The 16,444-nt window shown below is 66.0% G+C and carries 20 protein-coding genes; 6 read left to right on the top strand and 14 right to left on the bottom strand.

The genetic code is table 11. The annotated features are described in order from the left end of the window. Nucleotides 1–267: 267 nt before the first annotated feature. Together AX725_RS08730 and AX725_RS08725 are read left to right on the top strand one after the other, a co-directional pair. Nucleotides 268–555 (top strand): hypothetical protein, encoded by a 288-nt coding sequence (locus tag AX725_RS08730; protein ID WP_060977528.1) that lies wholly within the window; start codon nt 268–270, stop codon nt 553–555. A gap of 241 nt (nt 556–796) precedes the next feature. Further along, nucleotides 797–1,144, top strand: a complete 348-nt coding sequence (locus AX725_RS08725) for a PilZ domain-containing protein (protein WP_060977529.1) — start codon at nt 797–799, stop codon at nt 1,142–1,144. Here AX725_RS08725 and AX725_RS08720 read toward each other — a convergent pair. Both AX725_RS08720 and AX725_RS08715 read right to left on the bottom strand, forming a co-directional pair. After that, nucleotides 1,129–2,304, bottom strand: coding sequence for a glycosyltransferase (locus AX725_RS08720; RefSeq protein WP_060977530.1), 1,176 nt, complete (start codon nt 2,302–2,304; stop codon nt 1,129–1,131). The two genes, AX725_RS08725 and AX725_RS08720, sit on opposite strands and share 16 nt — an antisense overlap. A gap of 13 nt (nt 2,305–2,317) precedes the next feature. Beyond that, nucleotides 2,318–2,881, bottom strand: coding sequence for a helix-turn-helix domain-containing protein (locus AX725_RS08715; protein WP_060977531.1), 564 nt, complete (start codon nt 2,879–2,881; stop codon nt 2,318–2,320). A 96-nt stretch (nt 2,882–2,977) separates the two neighbouring features. Between AX725_RS08715 and AX725_RS08710 the strand changes: the two genes are divergently transcribed. Beyond that, nucleotides 2,978–3,505 carry a DUF6456 domain-containing protein gene (locus AX725_RS08710; RefSeq protein WP_208597837.1) on the top strand — a complete coding sequence of 176 codons (528 nt, stop codon included), beginning with the start codon at nt 2,978–2,980 and terminating at the stop codon, nt 3,503–3,505. A gap of 146 nt (nt 3,506–3,651) precedes the next feature. Here AX725_RS08710 and AX725_RS08705 read toward each other — a convergent pair whose 3' ends face one another. The 8 genes from AX725_RS08705 to AX725_RS08670 form a co-directional block, all read right to left on the bottom strand. Next, nucleotides 3,652–4,383 (bottom strand): RNA methyltransferase, encoded by a 732-nt coding sequence (locus AX725_RS08705; protein WP_196490585.1) that lies wholly within the window; start codon nt 4,381–4,383, stop codon nt 3,652–3,654. A 4-nt stretch (nt 4,384–4,387) separates the two neighbouring features. After that, complete coding sequence (nrdR, locus tag AX725_RS08700) at nt 4,388–4,849, bottom strand: transcriptional regulator NrdR (protein ID WP_060977532.1); 462 nt, start codon at nt 4,847–4,849, stop codon at nt 4,388–4,390. A gap of 16 nt (nt 4,850–4,865) precedes the next feature. Next, entirely contained in the window at nt 4,866–5,090 is a 225-nt protein-coding gene (locus AX725_RS08695) for a hypothetical protein (RefSeq protein ID WP_060977533.1), read from the bottom strand. A gap of 3 nt (nt 5,091–5,093) precedes the next feature. Further along, nucleotides 5,094–6,404: a serine hydroxymethyltransferase gene (glyA, locus tag AX725_RS08690; RefSeq protein ID WP_060977539.1), complete on the bottom strand. Its 1,311-nt coding sequence runs from the start codon at nt 6,402–6,404 to the stop codon at nt 5,094–5,096. Between the two features lie 35 nt (nt 6,405–6,439). After that, nucleotides 6,440–6,886, bottom strand: coding sequence for a ribose 5-phosphate isomerase B (gene rpiB / locus AX725_RS08685; protein ID WP_060977534.1), 447 nt, complete (start codon nt 6,884–6,886; stop codon nt 6,440–6,442). Nucleotides 6,887–7,193: 307 nt separating this feature from the next. Continuing rightward, nucleotides 7,194–8,654, bottom strand: a complete 1,461-nt coding sequence (locus AX725_RS08680) for a S41 family peptidase (protein WP_060979944.1) — start codon at nt 8,652–8,654, stop codon at nt 7,194–7,196. Nucleotides 8,655–8,710: 56 nt separating this feature from the next. Continuing rightward, complete coding sequence (locus AX725_RS08675; RefSeq protein WP_060979943.1) at nt 8,711–9,268, bottom strand: isoprenylcysteine carboxyl methyltransferase family protein; 558 nt, start codon at nt 9,266–9,268, stop codon at nt 8,711–8,713. After that, nucleotides 9,265–10,302: a type III polyketide synthase gene (locus AX725_RS08670; protein WP_067511831.1), complete on the bottom strand. Its 1,038-nt coding sequence runs from the start codon at nt 10,300–10,302 to the stop codon at nt 9,265–9,267. Before AX725_RS08670 ends, AX725_RS08675 begins: the two co-directional genes overlap by 4 nt. 188 nt (nt 10,303–10,490) lie before the next feature. Here AX725_RS08670 and trxB point away from each other — a divergent pair, with 188 nt between their 5' ends. The 3 genes from trxB to AX725_RS08655 all read left to right on the top strand — a co-directional run bounded on the left by trxB (nt 10,491) and on the right by AX725_RS08655 (nt 13,356). Continuing rightward, complete coding sequence (gene trxB, locus AX725_RS08665) at nt 10,491–11,456, top strand: thioredoxin-disulfide reductase (RefSeq protein WP_060979941.1); 966 nt, start codon at nt 10,491–10,493, stop codon at nt 11,454–11,456. Nucleotides 11,457–11,480: 24 nt separating this feature from the next. Then, the gene (locus AX725_RS08660) at nt 11,481–12,569 is read left to right on the top strand and encodes an AraC family transcriptional regulator (RefSeq protein WP_067511829.1); all 1,089 of its coding nucleotides are present in this window, start codon (nt 11,481–11,483) and stop codon (nt 12,567–12,569) included. An 82-nt stretch (nt 12,570–12,651) separates the two neighbouring features. Continuing rightward, nucleotides 12,652–13,356, top strand: a complete 705-nt coding sequence (locus AX725_RS08655) for a CPBP family intramembrane glutamic endopeptidase, BDIM_20840 family (RefSeq protein ID WP_208598091.1) — start codon at nt 12,652–12,654, stop codon at nt 13,354–13,356. 177 nt (nt 13,357–13,533) lie between these two features. Here AX725_RS08655 and AX725_RS08650 read toward each other — a convergent pair whose 3' ends face one another. From AX725_RS08650 to AX725_RS08635, 4 genes are read right to left on the bottom strand one after another with little or no spacing between them, the layout of a single operon-like run. Beyond that, nucleotides 13,534–14,361 (bottom strand): hydrolase 1, exosortase A system-associated, encoded by an 828-nt coding sequence (locus AX725_RS08650; protein WP_060979952.1) that lies wholly within the window; start codon nt 14,359–14,361, stop codon nt 13,534–13,536. Then, nucleotides 14,358–15,053, bottom strand: a complete 696-nt coding sequence (locus AX725_RS08645) for an alpha/beta hydrolase family protein (protein WP_067511827.1) — start codon at nt 15,051–15,053, stop codon at nt 14,358–14,360. Before AX725_RS08645 ends, AX725_RS08650 begins: the two co-directional genes overlap by 4 nt. Further along, entirely contained in the window at nt 15,050–15,334 is a 285-nt protein-coding gene (locus AX725_RS08640; RefSeq protein WP_060979940.1) for an acyl carrier protein, read from the bottom strand. Before AX725_RS08640 ends, AX725_RS08645 begins: the two co-directional genes overlap by 4 nt. Nucleotides 15,335–15,394: 60 nt before the next feature. Continuing rightward, entirely contained in the window at nt 15,395–16,429 is a 1,035-nt protein-coding gene (locus AX725_RS08635; protein ID WP_081097026.1) for a GNAT family N-acetyltransferase, read from the bottom strand. Nucleotides 16,430–16,444: the final 15 nt, after the last annotated feature.

Below are 16,444 nucleotides of genomic sequence, written 5' to 3'. Positions count from 1 at the left end.
TGGTCCCAGCGCGCATGAAGGGGCTGCACTGGACATTCGTCAGGCTGTGTTTTTCGGAACAAAAGACACCTTGGCTGTCAGTATTTTATCCTCTTTTCGCCCCCTCACAAACCGGCTATATGCACGGTTCCCAAGGGTGCGGGGGAAAGGGGTCGGGCCGATGCGGCGTGTCCTTCCTGCGCCAGTGCAAGAAATAAATCTTGCCAGAGTCCCTAGGGTGTCGATACAACGCGGGCTCTTGTTTCCGCAACGAAGGGGAAAAGTACCATGAAGTCCATTCTCAAGCTGAGCCCGGTCTTCGCCGTCGCTGGCGTTCTGGCTCTCGCCGCTTGCTCGCCGGAAAAGGCTGAAGAAGCTCCCGCCGAAGAAGCCACCACCGAAGCTCCGGCTGAAGAAGCCGCTCCGGCTGCTGACGCCGGCATGGAAGCTGGCATGGAAGCCGGTGCTGAAGCTGGCGCCGAAGCCGGTGCCGCTGCTGGCGCCGAAGCTGGTGCAGAAGCTGCTCCGGCCGCTGACGCTGCTGCTCCGGCCGCTCCGGCTGAAGAAAAGAAGTAAGCTTCACGCTTGCTTCGCCCGAAAGGGCCAAGCCTTAAAGACGCCCGGTAGCCTCGTGCTGCCGGGCGTTTTTGCGTCTGCGGTGACAGCGCGCTTCGGACGGGGTCCGCCTGTCGTCATGTTTTCTTCACCTATGTTTACGCTCGATTAGGCTCTGTGCGCTATATCGCCGGGCGGTTGCACTCCTGCCGTTTTCCCCCGGGCGGCACCGAGCCAAGAACGAGGGTTGCTGGAGGCCGTTATGGCAGCGTTGACAGGCAGGCAGGGCCAGCCAGGCGAGCAGGCGGCGGAACGTCGCTTCGCCATTCGCATCAACGTCAATATCGAGGCCGATCTGGTGGATCAGGGCCGCAGACACTGCACTGTTGCGCTGACCAACCTCTCGATCACCGGATGCCGTTTCGAAAGCGACCTCCCGCTGCGCATGCATGCACCGGTGACGCTCACGATCGATGGTGTGGCCCCGATCGAGGGTGAGATTGTCTGGGCGGAAGGCAAGCTGATGGGGTGCCATTTTGCCGAGGCGCTGAGCCCGACCATCTGCAACCGCATCATCCGCACCCTGCGCGAGCGTCAGGAGCGCCGCTGAAACGACAGCAGCCGTGAAAAATGCCGGTGCAACTCATCGGCATTGCGGTTCCACGTAAAATTGGCGACGGCGCTGCGCACGCGTTCGCGGTCGGGTGCCAGCGCCAGCAGCTCGCCGATCGCGGTGGCCAGCGCCTCGGGCGTCGGCTGCACGATCCGGCCTGCGACAGGGTCGGTCAGCAGCTCGCCCGCACCGCCTGCATCGCTGATGACGATCGGCGTACCGCAGGCGAGCGCCTCGACCCAGGCATTGGCCAGCCCCTCGGACTTTGACGGCAGGACCATGATGTCGGCTGCGGCCAGCCAGCGGGGCAAGTCGTCATGCGGCAGCGCACCTGCAAAGATCACGCGCGCCTCCACACCCAGCTTTTGCGCCAGGGCGCGATAGCTGCTCTCCTGCTCGCCGGCACCCGCCAGCACCAGCGTGGCATCGGGCAAGTCGGGCAGCGCCTCGATCACCAGATCCTGTCGCTTGCGCGCGATCAGCGCACCCACCGTGATCAGCATCGGGCCTGCTATCCCGAGCTCGGCGCGCAGCCCGTCATCGGCGCGGGGCGCAAAGCGCCGTTGGTCGCAGCCGGTATAATGGACAGTGATCTTCTCCTCGGCCATGCCGAGCGCGACCATGTCGCTCTTCATCGCCGCCGACACCGCAAGCAGCCCGGCCGCATCCAGCCCGGCGCGCAGCACCTGCTCGCGCGTCTTCGGGTCGCTGCCCCAATGGTGGATATCCGCACCGCGCGCCTTGACCGAATAGGGGATGCCCAGCCGCTGCGAGAGCTCGCGCGCTGCGGGGCCGTCGGGATAGAAGAATTCGGCGTCGATCAGATCGAACGGCCTGGCGCGGTGCAGCCTCTCGATCAGCGGCCAGATAGCGCGGACCATCAGCTTCGGCTGAAGATGGTTGCCAAGGCCGGGCAGGTGCGGGAACTGGGGGCGATACACGTCCAACCCGCGCCAGGTTTCACGAAACGGCAGCTTTGCCAAGGTGCGATAGCGCGGATGGCGGGAAAGCGGCCAGGGGGGGAGGGCTTGCGGGCTGATCACCGTGATTTCGACATCGTCGCGCGCTGCCAGCGTTGCGGTCTGGCGCTCGACGAAGATGCCGAAATTGGGGCGCGCTGCATTGGGAAACAGCGTGGCGAGGGTGAGGATGCGCATCACCGCGCCAGCCTTACAGCGCGCGGATTAACGTTTCTGCCACAGCCAGCCAAGGTGGATCGTTGACCACCTGCTGGCGCGAGCCTGGGCCGGGGGGGAGGATCTGCATTCGACCGCCCTCGCGCGCGATCAGCCTGCCGAAGACAAAGCGTCCCGCCGGACGCGGCACCAGCACGTCGCGGTTGAGCGCGCTGGCAAGATCGGCCTGCTCGACCCGGCGCAGCCAGACAATGTCGCCGCTGCGATAATCGCCGATGCTGCCGATAACGCGCAACGCGACGAGATTTTCGGCCGGTACGGGCGGCAGCGCCCGTTCGCTGCGCGTCGGTGCGCGCGCGCCTTCGGCAGAGAGAAGGGCGGCCAGCGGCAGATCGGCAGCCGCCGTGCTGCTTACCAGCGCGCTCGATTCCACTTCGAGCGCGGCAGCGATCCGGTTCAACCAGTCGAGCGACAAGGTGCGCGTGCCCGTTTCCAACCGCCCGATGGTCTGCGCGGTAGTCGGCGGGTCGCAGCGCTGGGCGACCTCTTCGAGCGTCAGGTTGCGGGCGCGGCGCACATCGCGGATACGGTTGATCATGAGCGGTATCCTAACCTATATGGATAATCTTCTTTCCTACAATCCAACCTCTGTGGCAAGTCCTTCATCCATCACGAACCATCAGGGGTGTTGAAAATGGCGCAGAGGCAAGCATCGCATGGCGTGCGGGCAGAGGCGGGCAGGCTGCTCGCGGAAAAGGTGATCGAGGGCGAGATGGTCGGGCGCCGGGTCGATGGCGCGCGGCGGCCGGCGCGTTCGGTCACGGTCAACCTTGCCGAATCGCCGCTCGGCTGGCTGCTCGCGCGAGGGCTCATCGGCGAGCGGCAATTCGATGCGGGCGAGAAGCTGCGCAGCGACTGGGAGCGCGCGAACCTGTCGCCCTCGCTCACTATGCGCTGGGATGCCGCTCCGCGCTCAGGCGCACGGCGGGGCAGCGACGATCATCTCGAGCCGACCGAGCGCCAGACGGCCGCACGCCAGCGTTTCGATGCGGCGATGACGGCACTGGGGCGGGACCTCAACGATATTGCTTGGCGGGTGATCTGTTCGGGCGAGGCGATGCCGGTCGCGGAAAAGGCCCTCGGCTGGCCGGTGCGCTCGGGCAGGCTGGTGCTGCGGCTGGCGCTCGACCGGCTCGCCGATTTCTACCGGCTGCCGGGGTAAGGTGGGCGGAATAAATCGCCAGATTTCAGCCGCATGTTGTTTAGAATCGTCATTCCCGCGAACGCGGGAATCCCGCTTCTGGCTCTACCATGCTGAAGAAGCGGGGCTTCCGCTTTCGCGGGGGTGACGGCGTTTCAGCACTGAGTTCAGCTCACCGGCTTGCGTGGCGGCTTGGCGAGCGTGCTCAGCACGCCGCGAAAGGTGCGCACTTCATTGCTGTTCCATTGCGGCTTGGTGATGAGGTTGCGCAGCGTCCTGCGGCTGGTGGCGGCGCGGCTCTCGGGGAAGAAATAGTTCTTCTCCTCCAGCATGCCGCACAGCTGATCGAACATGCCGTCCAGTTCTTCCATCGGCGCGGGCGGATCGAGATCGACCTGAGGCGGAGAGGCGAGGCCCTGTCCGCCGGTCTTCGACCATTCATAGGCGACGAGGATCACCGCCTGGGCGAGGTTCAACGATCCGAATTCGGGATTGATCGGCACGGTCAGGATGTCGTGCGCAATCGCCACGTCATCGGTCTCCAGCCCCGAACGTTCGGGGCCGAACAGGATGGCGCTGCGGCCCGGCGCGGCCACCATCGCCCGAGCGGCGACCTCCGGGGTAACGACGGGCTTGGTAACGCCGCGCTTGCGCACCGTGGTGGCATAGACATGGTGGCAATCAGCGACGGCCTCTGCGACGCTCTCGAACACCTGAGCGCGTTCCAGCACCACATCCGCGCCCGAGGCTGCGGGGCCGGCGGATGGATTGGGCCAGCCATCGCGCGGTGCGACCAGGCGCATGTCGGTCAGCCCGAAATTGAGCATTGCCCGCGCCGCCTTGCCGATATTCTCGCCAAGCTGCGGACGGACCAGGATGAACACCGGCGGTGGAACCATTGTCTCAGGCACCGCCGACATCCTTCACCGTGCTGGCGAATTCCTCGAAATCCTTCGCCTCGCTGAAATCGCGATAGACCGAAGCGAAGCGGATATAGGCGACCGAATCGAGCATGCGCAGGCCATCCATCACCATCCCGCCGATCTCGCGCGAATGGACCTCGTTCTCGCCCGAGGTTTCGATCTGGCGCTGGATGCCGGAGACGAGCTGGTCGATCCGCTCCTGATCGATCCCGCGCTTGCGGCAGGCGACCGCGACCGATTTCTCGATCTTGGCACGGTTGAACGGCTCGCGGCGGTTCTCGCTCTTCACCACCATGATATCGCGCAGCTGGATGCGTTCGAACGTGGTGAAGCGCGCGCCGCAGCTTTCGCACTGGCGACGCCTGCGGATGGCCGCCCCGTCTTCGGTGGGGCGGCTATCCTTGACCTGGCTGTTTTCGTGCGCGCAAAACGGGCATCTCATCGGTGAGCGCCAGCTTTCAGGGGCGCAGGCGCTTGTAGAGCATGAAGCCCGCGCCCGCGAGCAGGCCGACCGGCCAGCTGATGACGGGCAGGACAGCCCCGGCGACCGCGCCGATCGCGCCTGCGGTCAGCACCGGCTTGGTCGAAGGGTGCGCCATGCCCTGCTTGGCCATGCCCACGATTTCCTCGCGGGCGTCGGAAATCAGATCGCCCGAATTGTTCGGATCGTCAGGGTTCTGCATGGCTCAAAGCTCCGGATAGATCGGGAAGCGGTCGCACAGCGCCTCGACGCGCAGGCGGACGGCGGCCTCGACTTCGGGGTCGCCATGCTCACCCTTGGCGCGAAGGCCATCGAGCACGTCGGCGATCATGTCGCCGATCTCGCGGAATTCGGCGACGCCGAAGCCGCGCGTGGTGCCGGCCGGCGAACCGACGCGGATGCCGCTGGTCTTGGTCGGCGGCAGCGGGTCGAACGGGATGCCGTTCTTGTTGCAGGTGATGCCGGCGCGCTCGAGCGCCTCGTCGGCATCCTTGCCGGTAACGCCCAGCGGGCGCAGATCGATCAGCGCCAGATGCGTGTCGGTGCCGCCGGCGACCAGATCCGCACCGCGCTCCTTGAGGCGGCTGGCCAGCGCCTTGGCATTGTCGATCACGGCGCGCGAATAGCTCTTGAATTCAGGCGTCAGCGCCTCACCGAACGCGACTGCCTTTGCGGCAATCACGTGCATCAGCGGGCCGCCCTGCATGCCGGGGAACACGGCGGAGTTGAACTTCTTCGCCAGCGCCTCGTCATCGGTCAGGATCATGCCGCCGCGCGGGCCGCGCAGCGTCTTGTGCGTGGTCGTGGTGGCGACATGCGCGTGCGGGAACGGCGAGGGGTGGACGCCGGCGGCGACCAGGCCTGCGAAATGCGCCATGTCGACATGCAGATACGCGCCGACCTCATCCGCGATCTCGCGGAACTTGGCGAAATCGATATGGCGCGGATAGGCCGAGCCGCCGGCGAAGATCAGCTTGGGCTTGTGCTCGAGCGCGAGACGGCGGACTTCGTCATAGTCGATCAGATGCGTATCGGGGGTCACGCCGTACTGGACGGCGTTGAACCACTTGCCCGACATCGCGGCGCGCGCGCCATGCGTCAGGTGGCCGCCCGCATCGAGCGACATGCCGAGGATCGTTTCGCCCGGCTTGACCAGCGCGAGCAGAACTGCACCATTCGCCTGCGCGCCCGAATGCGGCTGCACATTGGCGAAACCGACGCCGAACAGCTTGCAGGCGCGCTCGATCGCCAGCGCTTCGACCTCGTCCGAAGGGGCGCAGCCTTGATAATAGCGCTTGCCGGGATAGCCTTCGGCATATTTGTTGGTGAAGACCGAACCCTGCGCCTCGAGCACCGCTTTCGACACGATGTTTTCCGAAGCGATCAGCTCGATCTGCTTCTTTTCGCGGCGGACTTCCTTGGCGATCGCGGCCGCGACGGCGGGATCGGTCACCGCCAGACCTTCGCTGAAAAAGCCGGAAGAGCGGATTTCATTGATCGCGGTATTGGTCGACATGTCAGGCTCCATCGGGGCGAGTGAACGGGGTTGTATCAGGCGGGGGTCAGCTTGGCCACGCGGCGTTCGTGGCGACCGCCCTCGAACGGGGTGGCGAGAAAGGCGGCGAGGCAATCCTTGGCGGCATCGATGCCGATGAGCCGCGCGCCCATGGCGATGACATTGGCGTTGTTGTGCTGGCGTGAAAGGCGCGCGGAGAGACTGTCCGAGACGAGCGCGCAACGGCAGGCCGGGTTGCGGTTGACCGCGATCGAGATGCCGATGCCCGATCCGCACAAGGCGACGCCGAATTCTGCCGCGCCGCTGGCGACATGCGCGGCGAGCTTGAAGCCGTAATCGGGATAATCGACGCTGTCGGTGCTGTCCGGGCCCAGATCGGTCACGACGTGGCCCTGCTCGCGCAGCCATGCGGCGAGTTCCGCCTTGAGCGCGACGGCGGCATGGTCCGATGCCAGGGCGATCTTGACGGGCGTAGCGGTCATCGGGCGGTGCGATCCAGTTGAAGCCAGGGTGCGGGCCGAATCCCGCCTCGCGCGCTATCTAGGCGAGCGAGGCGTCCGATGCCACCAGTGATTGTGGATCGGTGGCAGTTTTGTGACTCGAGGCATTGCGATCACGAGACGCCTCTCCCTGGATGGGAGAGGCAGCGAGACTTGGCGACGAAGGAGCCTGGTCGCAGCGGTGAGGGTGATCGTCGGGCTGGGTGAGGCATCGCTAGCCAGGCTCAATCCGGCACCATCACCCCCACCCAACCCTCCCCCATCGAGGGGGAGGGGTTTTACGCGGGGCTCAAAACAGCCCTGGCACTTCGCGCTGCGCCGGGCTGGGCGCATCCGGCACCAGCAGTTCTCGGTCGCTGGCGATCAGGCCGCGCTGCGACTGGCCGGCGATGTTGCCCGATGGGCCGCTGAGCGCAATCGCGGTGCAGCTGCGCCCGGCGAGGAAATCGAGCGCGCCGCGGATCGAGGCTTCCTGCGGATCGCCGAGCGGCCGGGTGAGGTCGTCGGGTGCCTGGCAGGTGACGTCGAGCGTGCTGGCCAGGCCGTTAAAATATTCGCCCTGGTTGCGGCTGTTGACCGAGCTGAACGCGACGACGCGGACCCGGTCGTCGCACGCGCTGCGGTCGAGCGCGATCTGGCCTACCGGCTTGCCGAAGGTGTTCGCGCCGATCAGCGCCAGGTTGCGGCCGAGATAGGGGGCCATTGAGTTGATCACCAGTTCGCTGGCAGAGGCGGTGGCGCCGGTGCCGATGAACGCGATCTTGACCGGGCTCACCGATTCCGCGCGCGGCGCAAACAGGCGGTTTTCATTGCGCGAAGATTTCGAGGCGCGGAAGCGCACGCCCGAAAAGAGATCGTTGCTGCTGCGGTTGCCGCCGAGCAGATCGCCCATCAATTCTGCGGTCGAAACCAGCCCGCCGCCATTATAACGGAAATCGATGATGAATTCGGTAATGCCGGCTGCACGGAAGCTGGCAAAGGCCTCGCGCAGCGGCGTATCGGCGGACGAGATGAAGGTGCGCAAATTGATATAGCCGATCTGGCGGTTGCCGTCCTGGATGATCCGCGAACCATAGCGGCCGGAGACGGCGGGCAGATCGAACACCGCCTTGGTCACGCTGACCTCGCGCGATGCGCTTCCGCGCGTAACCCTGAGCACGCGGGTGAGCCCCGCCGTGTTCGGCCCCAGCGCATTGGTGATTCCGGCAGAACCTTCTGCCGCGATGATGTCGCTGACGCTCCTCAGGCTCGCGCTGCTGGTGCCGATTGCGGTGATCTCGTCGCCGCGGTCGACTCCGGCGGCGAGGCCCGGCGCGCCTTCGAACGCCTCGCTGACGAACACCCGGCGCGCCGGTGCATCGATCGACAGCCGTATGCCGATTCCGGCGCTCTCGCCGCTCGCGAGGAACGCATTTTCTTCGGCAATCGAGGTGATGAAGGTGAAGAACCTGTCCTTGCCCTGCTGCCGCGCGGTCGCGGTGAGTGCGTCGATATAGCCCTGCACCGTGGTGAAGCTGGCCGGATTGGTGCTGGTCACCAGCAGTTCGGGGAAGAGATACCATTCGTCGAGCACGTCGCGGGCGAAGGCCTGGCGGTTGGCGAGCGAGCAGGTGGGGCTGGGCGTCGGGCCGGGCGTGGGCGCTGGTGCGCTCGCGACCGGGGCTGGCGTGGGCGTGGACGATCCCCCGCCTCCGCCACAACCGGTCAGGAGCAGAGCGGAACTGGCCAGCAGGCCGATCAAATGGCGCATGGAGCGAAGAATCCGAAGCGAGAACGATGGGCCGCAATCTAGGCAGACAGCGACGATCAGGCGACAGGTTTTTGCAGCGATCGCATCTGCAACGCCGCATTTTCGGTGCGGATGCGGATGAACAATATGCCTGCGTTGAGCAAGGTCCAGAGGATCGCAATCGGCAGATGCCCGAAGATCAGCGGAATGGTGAGGATTTCCAGTGTCACCACGACATAATTGGGATGGCGCACGAAGCGAAATGGGCCGCCGATGATGCGCGGAAAATCGGGTGCGGAGATGATCCGCGTCGTCCAGTACGGCCCGAGCGTCGCCAGCACCCACAGGCGCGCGGCCTGGAGCAGTGCGAAGGCGATCAGCAGCGGCCAGAGCATCGGCGCATACGGTGCCGTCGAAAACCACAGCGCGCCGAGGAAGCTCGCATGGATGGCGACCATCGCCGGGTAATGCCCGCGCCCATGCTCCACCGCACCGCGCGCCAGCAGGGCCCTGGTGTTCTTCTGCGCGTATACCAGTTCGAGCAATCGCTGCGCGGTGAGGAACGCCAGCACCGCCCATGCGGCAGGCCAGGCGGGTGACCAGATCAACGGGGCGAGGGCAGGGCTTGCGATCATCGGTGCAGCACCCCCATCGCGCCCGTAAAACCGGGCCCCAAAGCCGTCATCAGCAAGGGGCCGGTCTGCCCCCGTGCCAGGATGCGCTTCAGCACGAAATGCACGGTGGGCGACGACATGTTGCCATGGTCAGCCAGCACCGCGCGGGTTTCCGCCAATCCGCGCGGCAGGTGCGCAAAACAGCGTTCCAGCGCATCGATGACCTTGCGCCCGCCGGGATGGCACGCCGGTTCGGTGAGCGCCGCCTTGTCCAGCCCTTCGCGCGCGAGAAAGCCGTCGACCACCGGCGCGAAACGCTCGCGCACGAAGCTCGGCAAGTCGCGCGAGAGGATGAGGCCGAGGCCCAGCTCGTCGACGTCCCAGCCCATCATTGCCCGGCTGTCTGGCCAGGTATGCTGCGCGAAAGCCCCCAGCGCCGGGCCATCGCCTGCCGCCGACAGCACCACCGCGCTCGCGCCATCGGCGAACAGGGTGGAGGCGATGATCGCCTTTTTGGTGAGGTCGCCGAAGCGGAACGCGAGCGAACACAATTCCACTGTTAGCAGCAGCACGCGGCGCGCAGGATCGGCACGCACCAGATCGCCCGCCACCTGAAGGCCCAGCACGCCGCCCGCACAGCCATAGCCGAACAGCGGCACCGTCAGCGCATCGGCGCGAAAGCCCATCGGTGCAATCATCTGGCTCGCAATCGAGGGCGTCGCGATGCCGGTGGAAGAGACGCAGACGATGGCGTCGATCTGTCCCGGTTCCAGCCGCGCATCGGCCAGCGCCTGCGCAGCGGCGCCCTCGAGCAGTCTCTGCCCTTCGGCGAGATACACGGCATTGCGCTGCGGAAAATCGGCGCGGCCCAGGTAGAATTCGGGCGGCTGCGCAATGGCGCGGCATTCGACGCCGGTGCTGTCATAGATCGCCGCGATGCGCTCCGGCAGGCCCTTTTCGGTCGCTTGCCCCACAAACTCGCGGACCTGCGGCTGGCTGATCCTGTGGTCGGGAACGACGGTGGCGATGGACTGGATGCGGGGAAGCATTGGCATAAGGTGGTCACAGTGCGCAGCGCTTGGCAAGCGATTCCCACGAGCCGGTGAATCGCGCTTGGCAGGGCGGGCCCAAATCTGCTTTAGCGGCCCACAAGTTAATGTTGCGCGGGACTCACCGCCTGTTGCCCTTGCGGCCAGGCCCGGCCCTGTCCACATCCGCCGCATCCGTTCGAGAAAGCCAGACCATGACCGAAACGATCAAGACCCGCATGCTGATCCTGGGCTCCGGCCCCGCCGGCCTTTCCGCCGCGATCTATGGCGCGCGCGCAGGCCTCAAGCCCATCGTGGTGCAGGGTCTGCAGCCGGGCGGGCAGCTCACCATCACCACCGATGTCGAGAATTATCCCGGCTTTCGCGACGTGATCCAGGGTCCGTGGCTGATGCAGGAAATGCAGGCCCAGGCCGAGCATGTCGGCACCCAGATGATCTACGACACCATCGTCTCGGTGGACCTGTCGCGCCGTCCGTTCCGCCTGACCGGCGATGGCGGCCAGGTGTACGAGGCGGAAACGCTGGTGATCGCCACCGGCGCGCAGGCGAAATGGCTCGGCGTTCCGGGTGAGCAGGAGCTGGGCGGCAAGGGCGTATCGGCCTGTGCGACCTGCGACGGCTTTTTCTATCGCGGCAAGAAGGTCGCGGTGATCGGCGGCGGCAATACCGCGGTCGAAGAGGCGCTGTACCTCACCAACCATTCGGACAATGTGACGCTGATCCACCGCCGCGATTCGCTGCGCGCGGAAAAGATCCTGCAGGAACGGCTGTTCGCGAACCCCAAGATCACGGTGCTGTGGAACAAGGGCGTCGAACGCTTCGTTGGCGGCGGCGAGCCGCACGGGCTGGTCGGCATCGATCTGAAGGACACCGTGACCGGCGAGCGCTCGCACCTCGCGGTCGATGGCGGCTTCGTCGCCATCGGCCACGCGCCCGCGACCGAATTGTTCAAGGGCCATTTGCCGCTCGACCGGGACGGCTATATCGAGGTGAAGCCCGGCACGCCGTACACCACCATCCCCGGCGTGTTCGCGTGCGGCGACGTGATGGACAAGGTCTATCGCCAGGCGGTGACGGCGGCCGGCACCGGCTGCATGGCCGCGTTGGATGTCGAGCGGTTCCTGGCAGAAGCGGATTTCGAGGCGATTGCGGCGGAATAAGGGGGCGGGCGCGCACTCCCGGCGATGATCGTCGAGCAACTCGACGCCGCCCTTCGCGCCGGGGCAGCGTGCACCTGCCTGCTGCTCGCCTGGCTGATGCTAGCGTACTGGCGGCAGCTCGGACAGTCATCGCTGCTGTTCGCTCCGCTCGCGATCTGTCTTGCCAGTTTTGTCCTCGGCAACACGCCGCTGTCGTTCGCCGTGCCGCTCGGAGTGCCGGGCGACATTGCCCATGGCCTGAGCGGCTTTGCCGTCATCTTCCTGTGGTGGTTCTCGCTCTCCTGCTTTGACCGCCGGTTTCGGCTGAAAGGCGGGGTGCTGGTGACGGGCATCGCCTGGGCGCTGATCGCGGCGGCAGATCGCGGGCTGTTCGGGGCATGGCTTGATCAGCTCGGGCTTTCGCGCGTGCTGGTGGTGATGGGTTTTGGAATCGTCGGACACCTCGTCTGGCGGCTGCTGGCCGAGCGTCAGGACGACCTGATCCAGCGCCGCCACGAAGCGCGCGTGCTGGTCGCGGCGCTGCTCGGCGGTATGCTGTTCATCGACCTCGCCGCTGACGCCTTGTTCGGCTTCGCCTGGCGCCCGCTCGCCTTTTCGATGACGCAGAACGCGATGATCCTTGCCTTCGGACTATGGCTCGCGGGCAAGCTGCTGACCATCCGGACTGATGTGCTAACCTTTGGCGCGGGTGCCACGAATGCAAGCGCGGCCCCGCCTGCCAATACCGGTCAAAATGCAGCGCTAATTAGCCGATTGCGCGACCTGATCGAGCTGGAGCGGGTGCATCTCGACCCCGAACTCGGCTTTGCCCGGTTCGTCGAACTGATGGGCGCGCCCGAGCGCACCGTCCGGACGCTGGTCAATCAGCAGCTGGGCCATGACCATTTCCGCGCTTTCCTGAACCATTATCGGGTCATTGAGGCGTGCCGTTTGCTCGAAACGCGCGGGCACGACGATAAACTAATCGCCATCGCGCTCGACAGCGGCTTTGCCTCGCTCGCGAGCTTCAACCGCGCCTTTCGCGCGATCATGAGCTGCACTCCGAGCGACTATCGCAGCCGCGCCGCGCTTCTCGCCGAAGCTGCGCCAAATCCCGCAAAATCCGGGTTCTGAGCAACGATCTGCCGTCTTTTGAGGAGCCTTGCGATCCGCCCAAGGCTAATCCCGGCACGCAATATCAACGAAAGGCAAAGGCGTGATCGGACTGGCAGCCACCCTGACGATACTGCTCATGCTTGGTACGGCTATGGGCTTGGCGGATCGCCGGAATTTCTCGCCCCGCTGGCTGCTGATCGCCGCGCTGCTGATCGCGGTCAATGACGCCTGCCTCACGCGGTTCTACGGATGGCTTCCCGATCTGATCGGCGGGGAATGGAACTGGCAGGGCAAGCTCATGGCGCTCGCAGCCACGCTCGTTCTCGCCGGCCTGCCCGCGCTCGGCTGGCACCGGATCGGCCTGACCCTGGCGCAGACTCCCGGCAGCCTGAAGGCCGCGCTGCCCGTCGCCGCCGCCTATTGCGCGTTCTTCGTTGCGATTGCGCTGGTGTTCGGCGGAGACAAGGCCGATGCGGAAGCGATCGGCTTCCAGCTGACCATGCCAGGGCTCGAGGAAGAACCCTTCTATCGCGGCCTGCTGCTGTTTGCGCTCGACCAGGCGTTTCAGGGCCGCAAGCGCCTGCTCGGGGTCGACTGGGGCTGGGGCGCGCTGCTGTCCTGCTGGCTGTTCGGCATGGCGCATGCGTTCGGCTATTCCGATGGCAGCTTCTCGTTCGAGCCTGCGATCATGGCGCTTACCGCCATCCCCTCGCTGATCGCCGTATGGCTGCGCCTCCGCACGGGGAGTCTGGTGCTGCCGGTGGCGCTGCACAATTTCGGCAACGCGTTCTCGTTTCTGGTTTGAGAGGGAGAGGCGGCCTGGCCCTGGTTGCCATCAAAAGCCCCTCTCGTTGAGCTTCGCTCGTCTGCGACCCAGGGGAAGGGTTGGGGTGGGGGGCTTCGGTTGCGTCTTATGGCTGCGCCAGCGATGGCAGAGATGCAATCGCCCCCAACCCTACCCATCCCCTGAAGGGGAGAGGCTTTAAGTGCGCAATTCCGCCATAATTCGCTCCTTGAGCCACGCCTTGTCGGCCGCGCTCGCGAAGCTGTGCGAGCCGCTGTCGAGGCGGTGGAGCGACAGATGCGGGTTGGCACGCGCCTTGGCGAAGGCGTCGCTGGCCCAATGTTCGAGGAACCACATTGCGGTGCGGTCGTGTTCGGCGACGAGCAGTGTGGTGGGGCGGTCGAGCGTGGCGAGTGCCTCGCCGAGGCGGGCGACCAGGCCGGTGACTTCGGTCTTTGCGGTCGCCTGTTTCAGCCCGCGCAGCAGCTTGCCGATATTCACCCCGCCGCTCGCCAGCCGCCAGAGCTCGCGCGGGTCCTTGAGCTTGGCAAGATAGCGGCTGCGGATCGCGCTGGCGGTCATCGTGCTCGCGGCCTCGGCCTCGTCGGTTTCGCTTTCCGTGTCGCTCTCGATCGTCCACAAATTGGCGAGGATCAGCGCGTCGATGCCCGCCGCCGGGCCGAACAAGGCGAGGGCGCTCGCCGCATCACAATTGCCGAATGCGACCAGCCGGGTGAGCTGCGGGCAGCGTTCGCGAAACGCGCGGGCCGCGGCGGCGATGTCCTCGGCGCTCGATTCGAAACCGGCGTTCTCGCCCGTGCTGTCGCCGATACCGCGCCGGTCATAGCGCAGCACCGGATGGCCTGATGCAGCGACCGAAGCCGCGAGCGCCGCCATTCCGGCATGCGCACCCGAGCGGATCTCGTTGCCGCCACTGACGATCAGCAGCCCGGTGCTGCCGGTGGCGCTGTCGAGCGTCGCGGCCAGCGTCTCGCCCGCGCAAGCAAAGGTGAAATGCTGCCTCATCCGCGCATCCATGCGGCAATATCGGCGGCGATCGACGCGGCCATCGCGGAATCGTGGGCGGGTTCGGCGCGCAGCCAGAGCGGCGCGCCGGTGATCCGCGCATCGGCTTCGAGCGGATCGTCGGCAAAGCGCGCGAGCCGCACCGCTTTGCCTTCGGAAGGCGCGGCGGCATCGAGTTCGCGGATCATGCAGGGCGACAGGCTGTTGCCTGCCAGTTCGATACCTTGGGTGCGCGCCAGTTCCATCAGCGCCTCGCTGCTGCTGGAGATCCCTGCCTCGCGGTCGCTGGCAATGCGCGTGCGCAGCATCGTGCGGAGCAGTTGCCCGCCCTTGACCGGCGCGAGCCGCCAGCGCGGCAGATCGCCCAGCGCGCCATCGAGCAGCGCGCCGCCGCGGATCGCGGCGACATGGGTCACCGGCCCCAGTTGCTCGGCGCAGGCGATCAACGCCGCCTGCCACAGGCTGATGCTGGCGCGGTCGAGCGGGACGAGGCTTTCGTTGCAGCCGGGAAGGTCGGGCAACAGGCTGGCGACGCCATGGTCTGCCAATGCCCGCGCGGTTTCCACCATCAGGTGGCGCACGCGGTTGGCCTCATCGAACAGCGGCGGCAGGATCAGCAGCGCCGGGCCGGTATCGGGCCCATGGCAAAGGCACAGTTCGTCGTTGCCGTCGAACCGGTAAGCGCGGATCACGCGGCGGCCTTGGCCCGCGCGAAATCGACAAGATTGCCGAAATTCTCGAACAGCTCGCCATCGACCTCGTCATCCTCGATCAGGATGCCGAGGCGATCCTCCATCTCGGTCAGCAGGCCGGCCACCGCCATCGAATCGAGCTCGGGCAGCGCGCCGAACAGCTCGGTATCGCGTTCGAAGCCTGCGACCTGCGCTTCGGACAGGCCCAGAATGTCGCGCAGCACCTGGCGCACCACGGTTTCGATCGCGTCGCTCGCTCCGCTGGTCTCGATCTCGCTCACATATCCCTCGCTGGCTTGTCGCCTTGGACAGTCCTCCCCCCGGACTGCGTGCTGGCGGCCTTAGTCTTTCGCAAAACGGGCGGCAAGCCCTGCGACGCGGCTCTTCGCCATATAGGGCCAGGCCTTTGGCGACCGGGGCCAGATCAGTTCGAGCCGATAGCGCGGGCGCATGTCTTCCATCCAGTCGCGCTTGTAAGCGTCGCTGCCGGTGCCGAAATCGACGAGATCGACGCCATCCGTATCTATGACATGTGCGAACAGCGCGTGCGTCAGCAGCGTGCCGGGCGAAGCCTGGATATGCCGCTCGTCATGCGCCAGCTTGTGGATATATGCGGTGCCGTTTTCCACCGTCCAGAACTGCGCGGCGACCGCCTGGCCGTCGATGCTCGCCATGCCCATCCGCAGCCGTCCGGCTTCGGATTCGCGCTCGGCGAGCCAGCGCAGGAATTCGGGATTGCCCTCCTCGGGCTTCCAGCTGCGCGCATAGATTGCTTCGTAATCGGCCCAGTCCTGCGCATCGAAGCGATGTTCGACGCGGAGCGAGACCACGCCCTTGCTGCCCTTGCGCTTGACGGTGGAGCGCAGCTGGCCCGGCCGATCCTGCCAGTATTCGGCAAAGCTGCGCCCTTTCAGGTGCAGCACATGATTCTCGTCGCAGCGCTCGCGGCGGACCGTCCAGCCGGTCGCGGCGAAAGTCTCCTCGATCAGCGTTGCAGAGCCGCATTCGTCGGGCACGGGGGAGAGGATCAGCCGATGCGTCGTCTTGCTCAGCTTCTGGGCGACCGACAGCATGAGTGCGCGCCGACGCTGCGCATCGGGCGTGCCGCCGAAAACGGGGCGCCAGATGAAGCTGTACCAGTTGGCCATCGAGCCAAGGCCCGACCGGCCGTTGTCGATCAGGTGCAGCTTCACCGCATCGCCACGATCGGCGGCATAGGCGATGTGCGGGGCGTGATCGGCAAGGCAGTGGCGGTGCAGCCCGTCGAACCAGAGCGCGCGGTCGAACAGCCCGACCCGGCCCGGATCGTCGAGCGCAGAAAGCCGGTGCGCGCACGCAGCCTTCCGGTTATCATGATATTCATCATTCAACGTCATGAACCCCATGATGCC

Origin of the sequence: Blastomonas sp. CCH9-A1 (assembly GCF_001557175.1) — a bacterium.
Classification (GTDB): domain Bacteria; phylum Pseudomonadota; class Alphaproteobacteria; order Sphingomonadales; family Sphingomonadaceae; genus Blastomonas; species Blastomonas delafieldii_A.
This window is presented reverse-complemented; position numbering and strand designations above follow the sequence as displayed.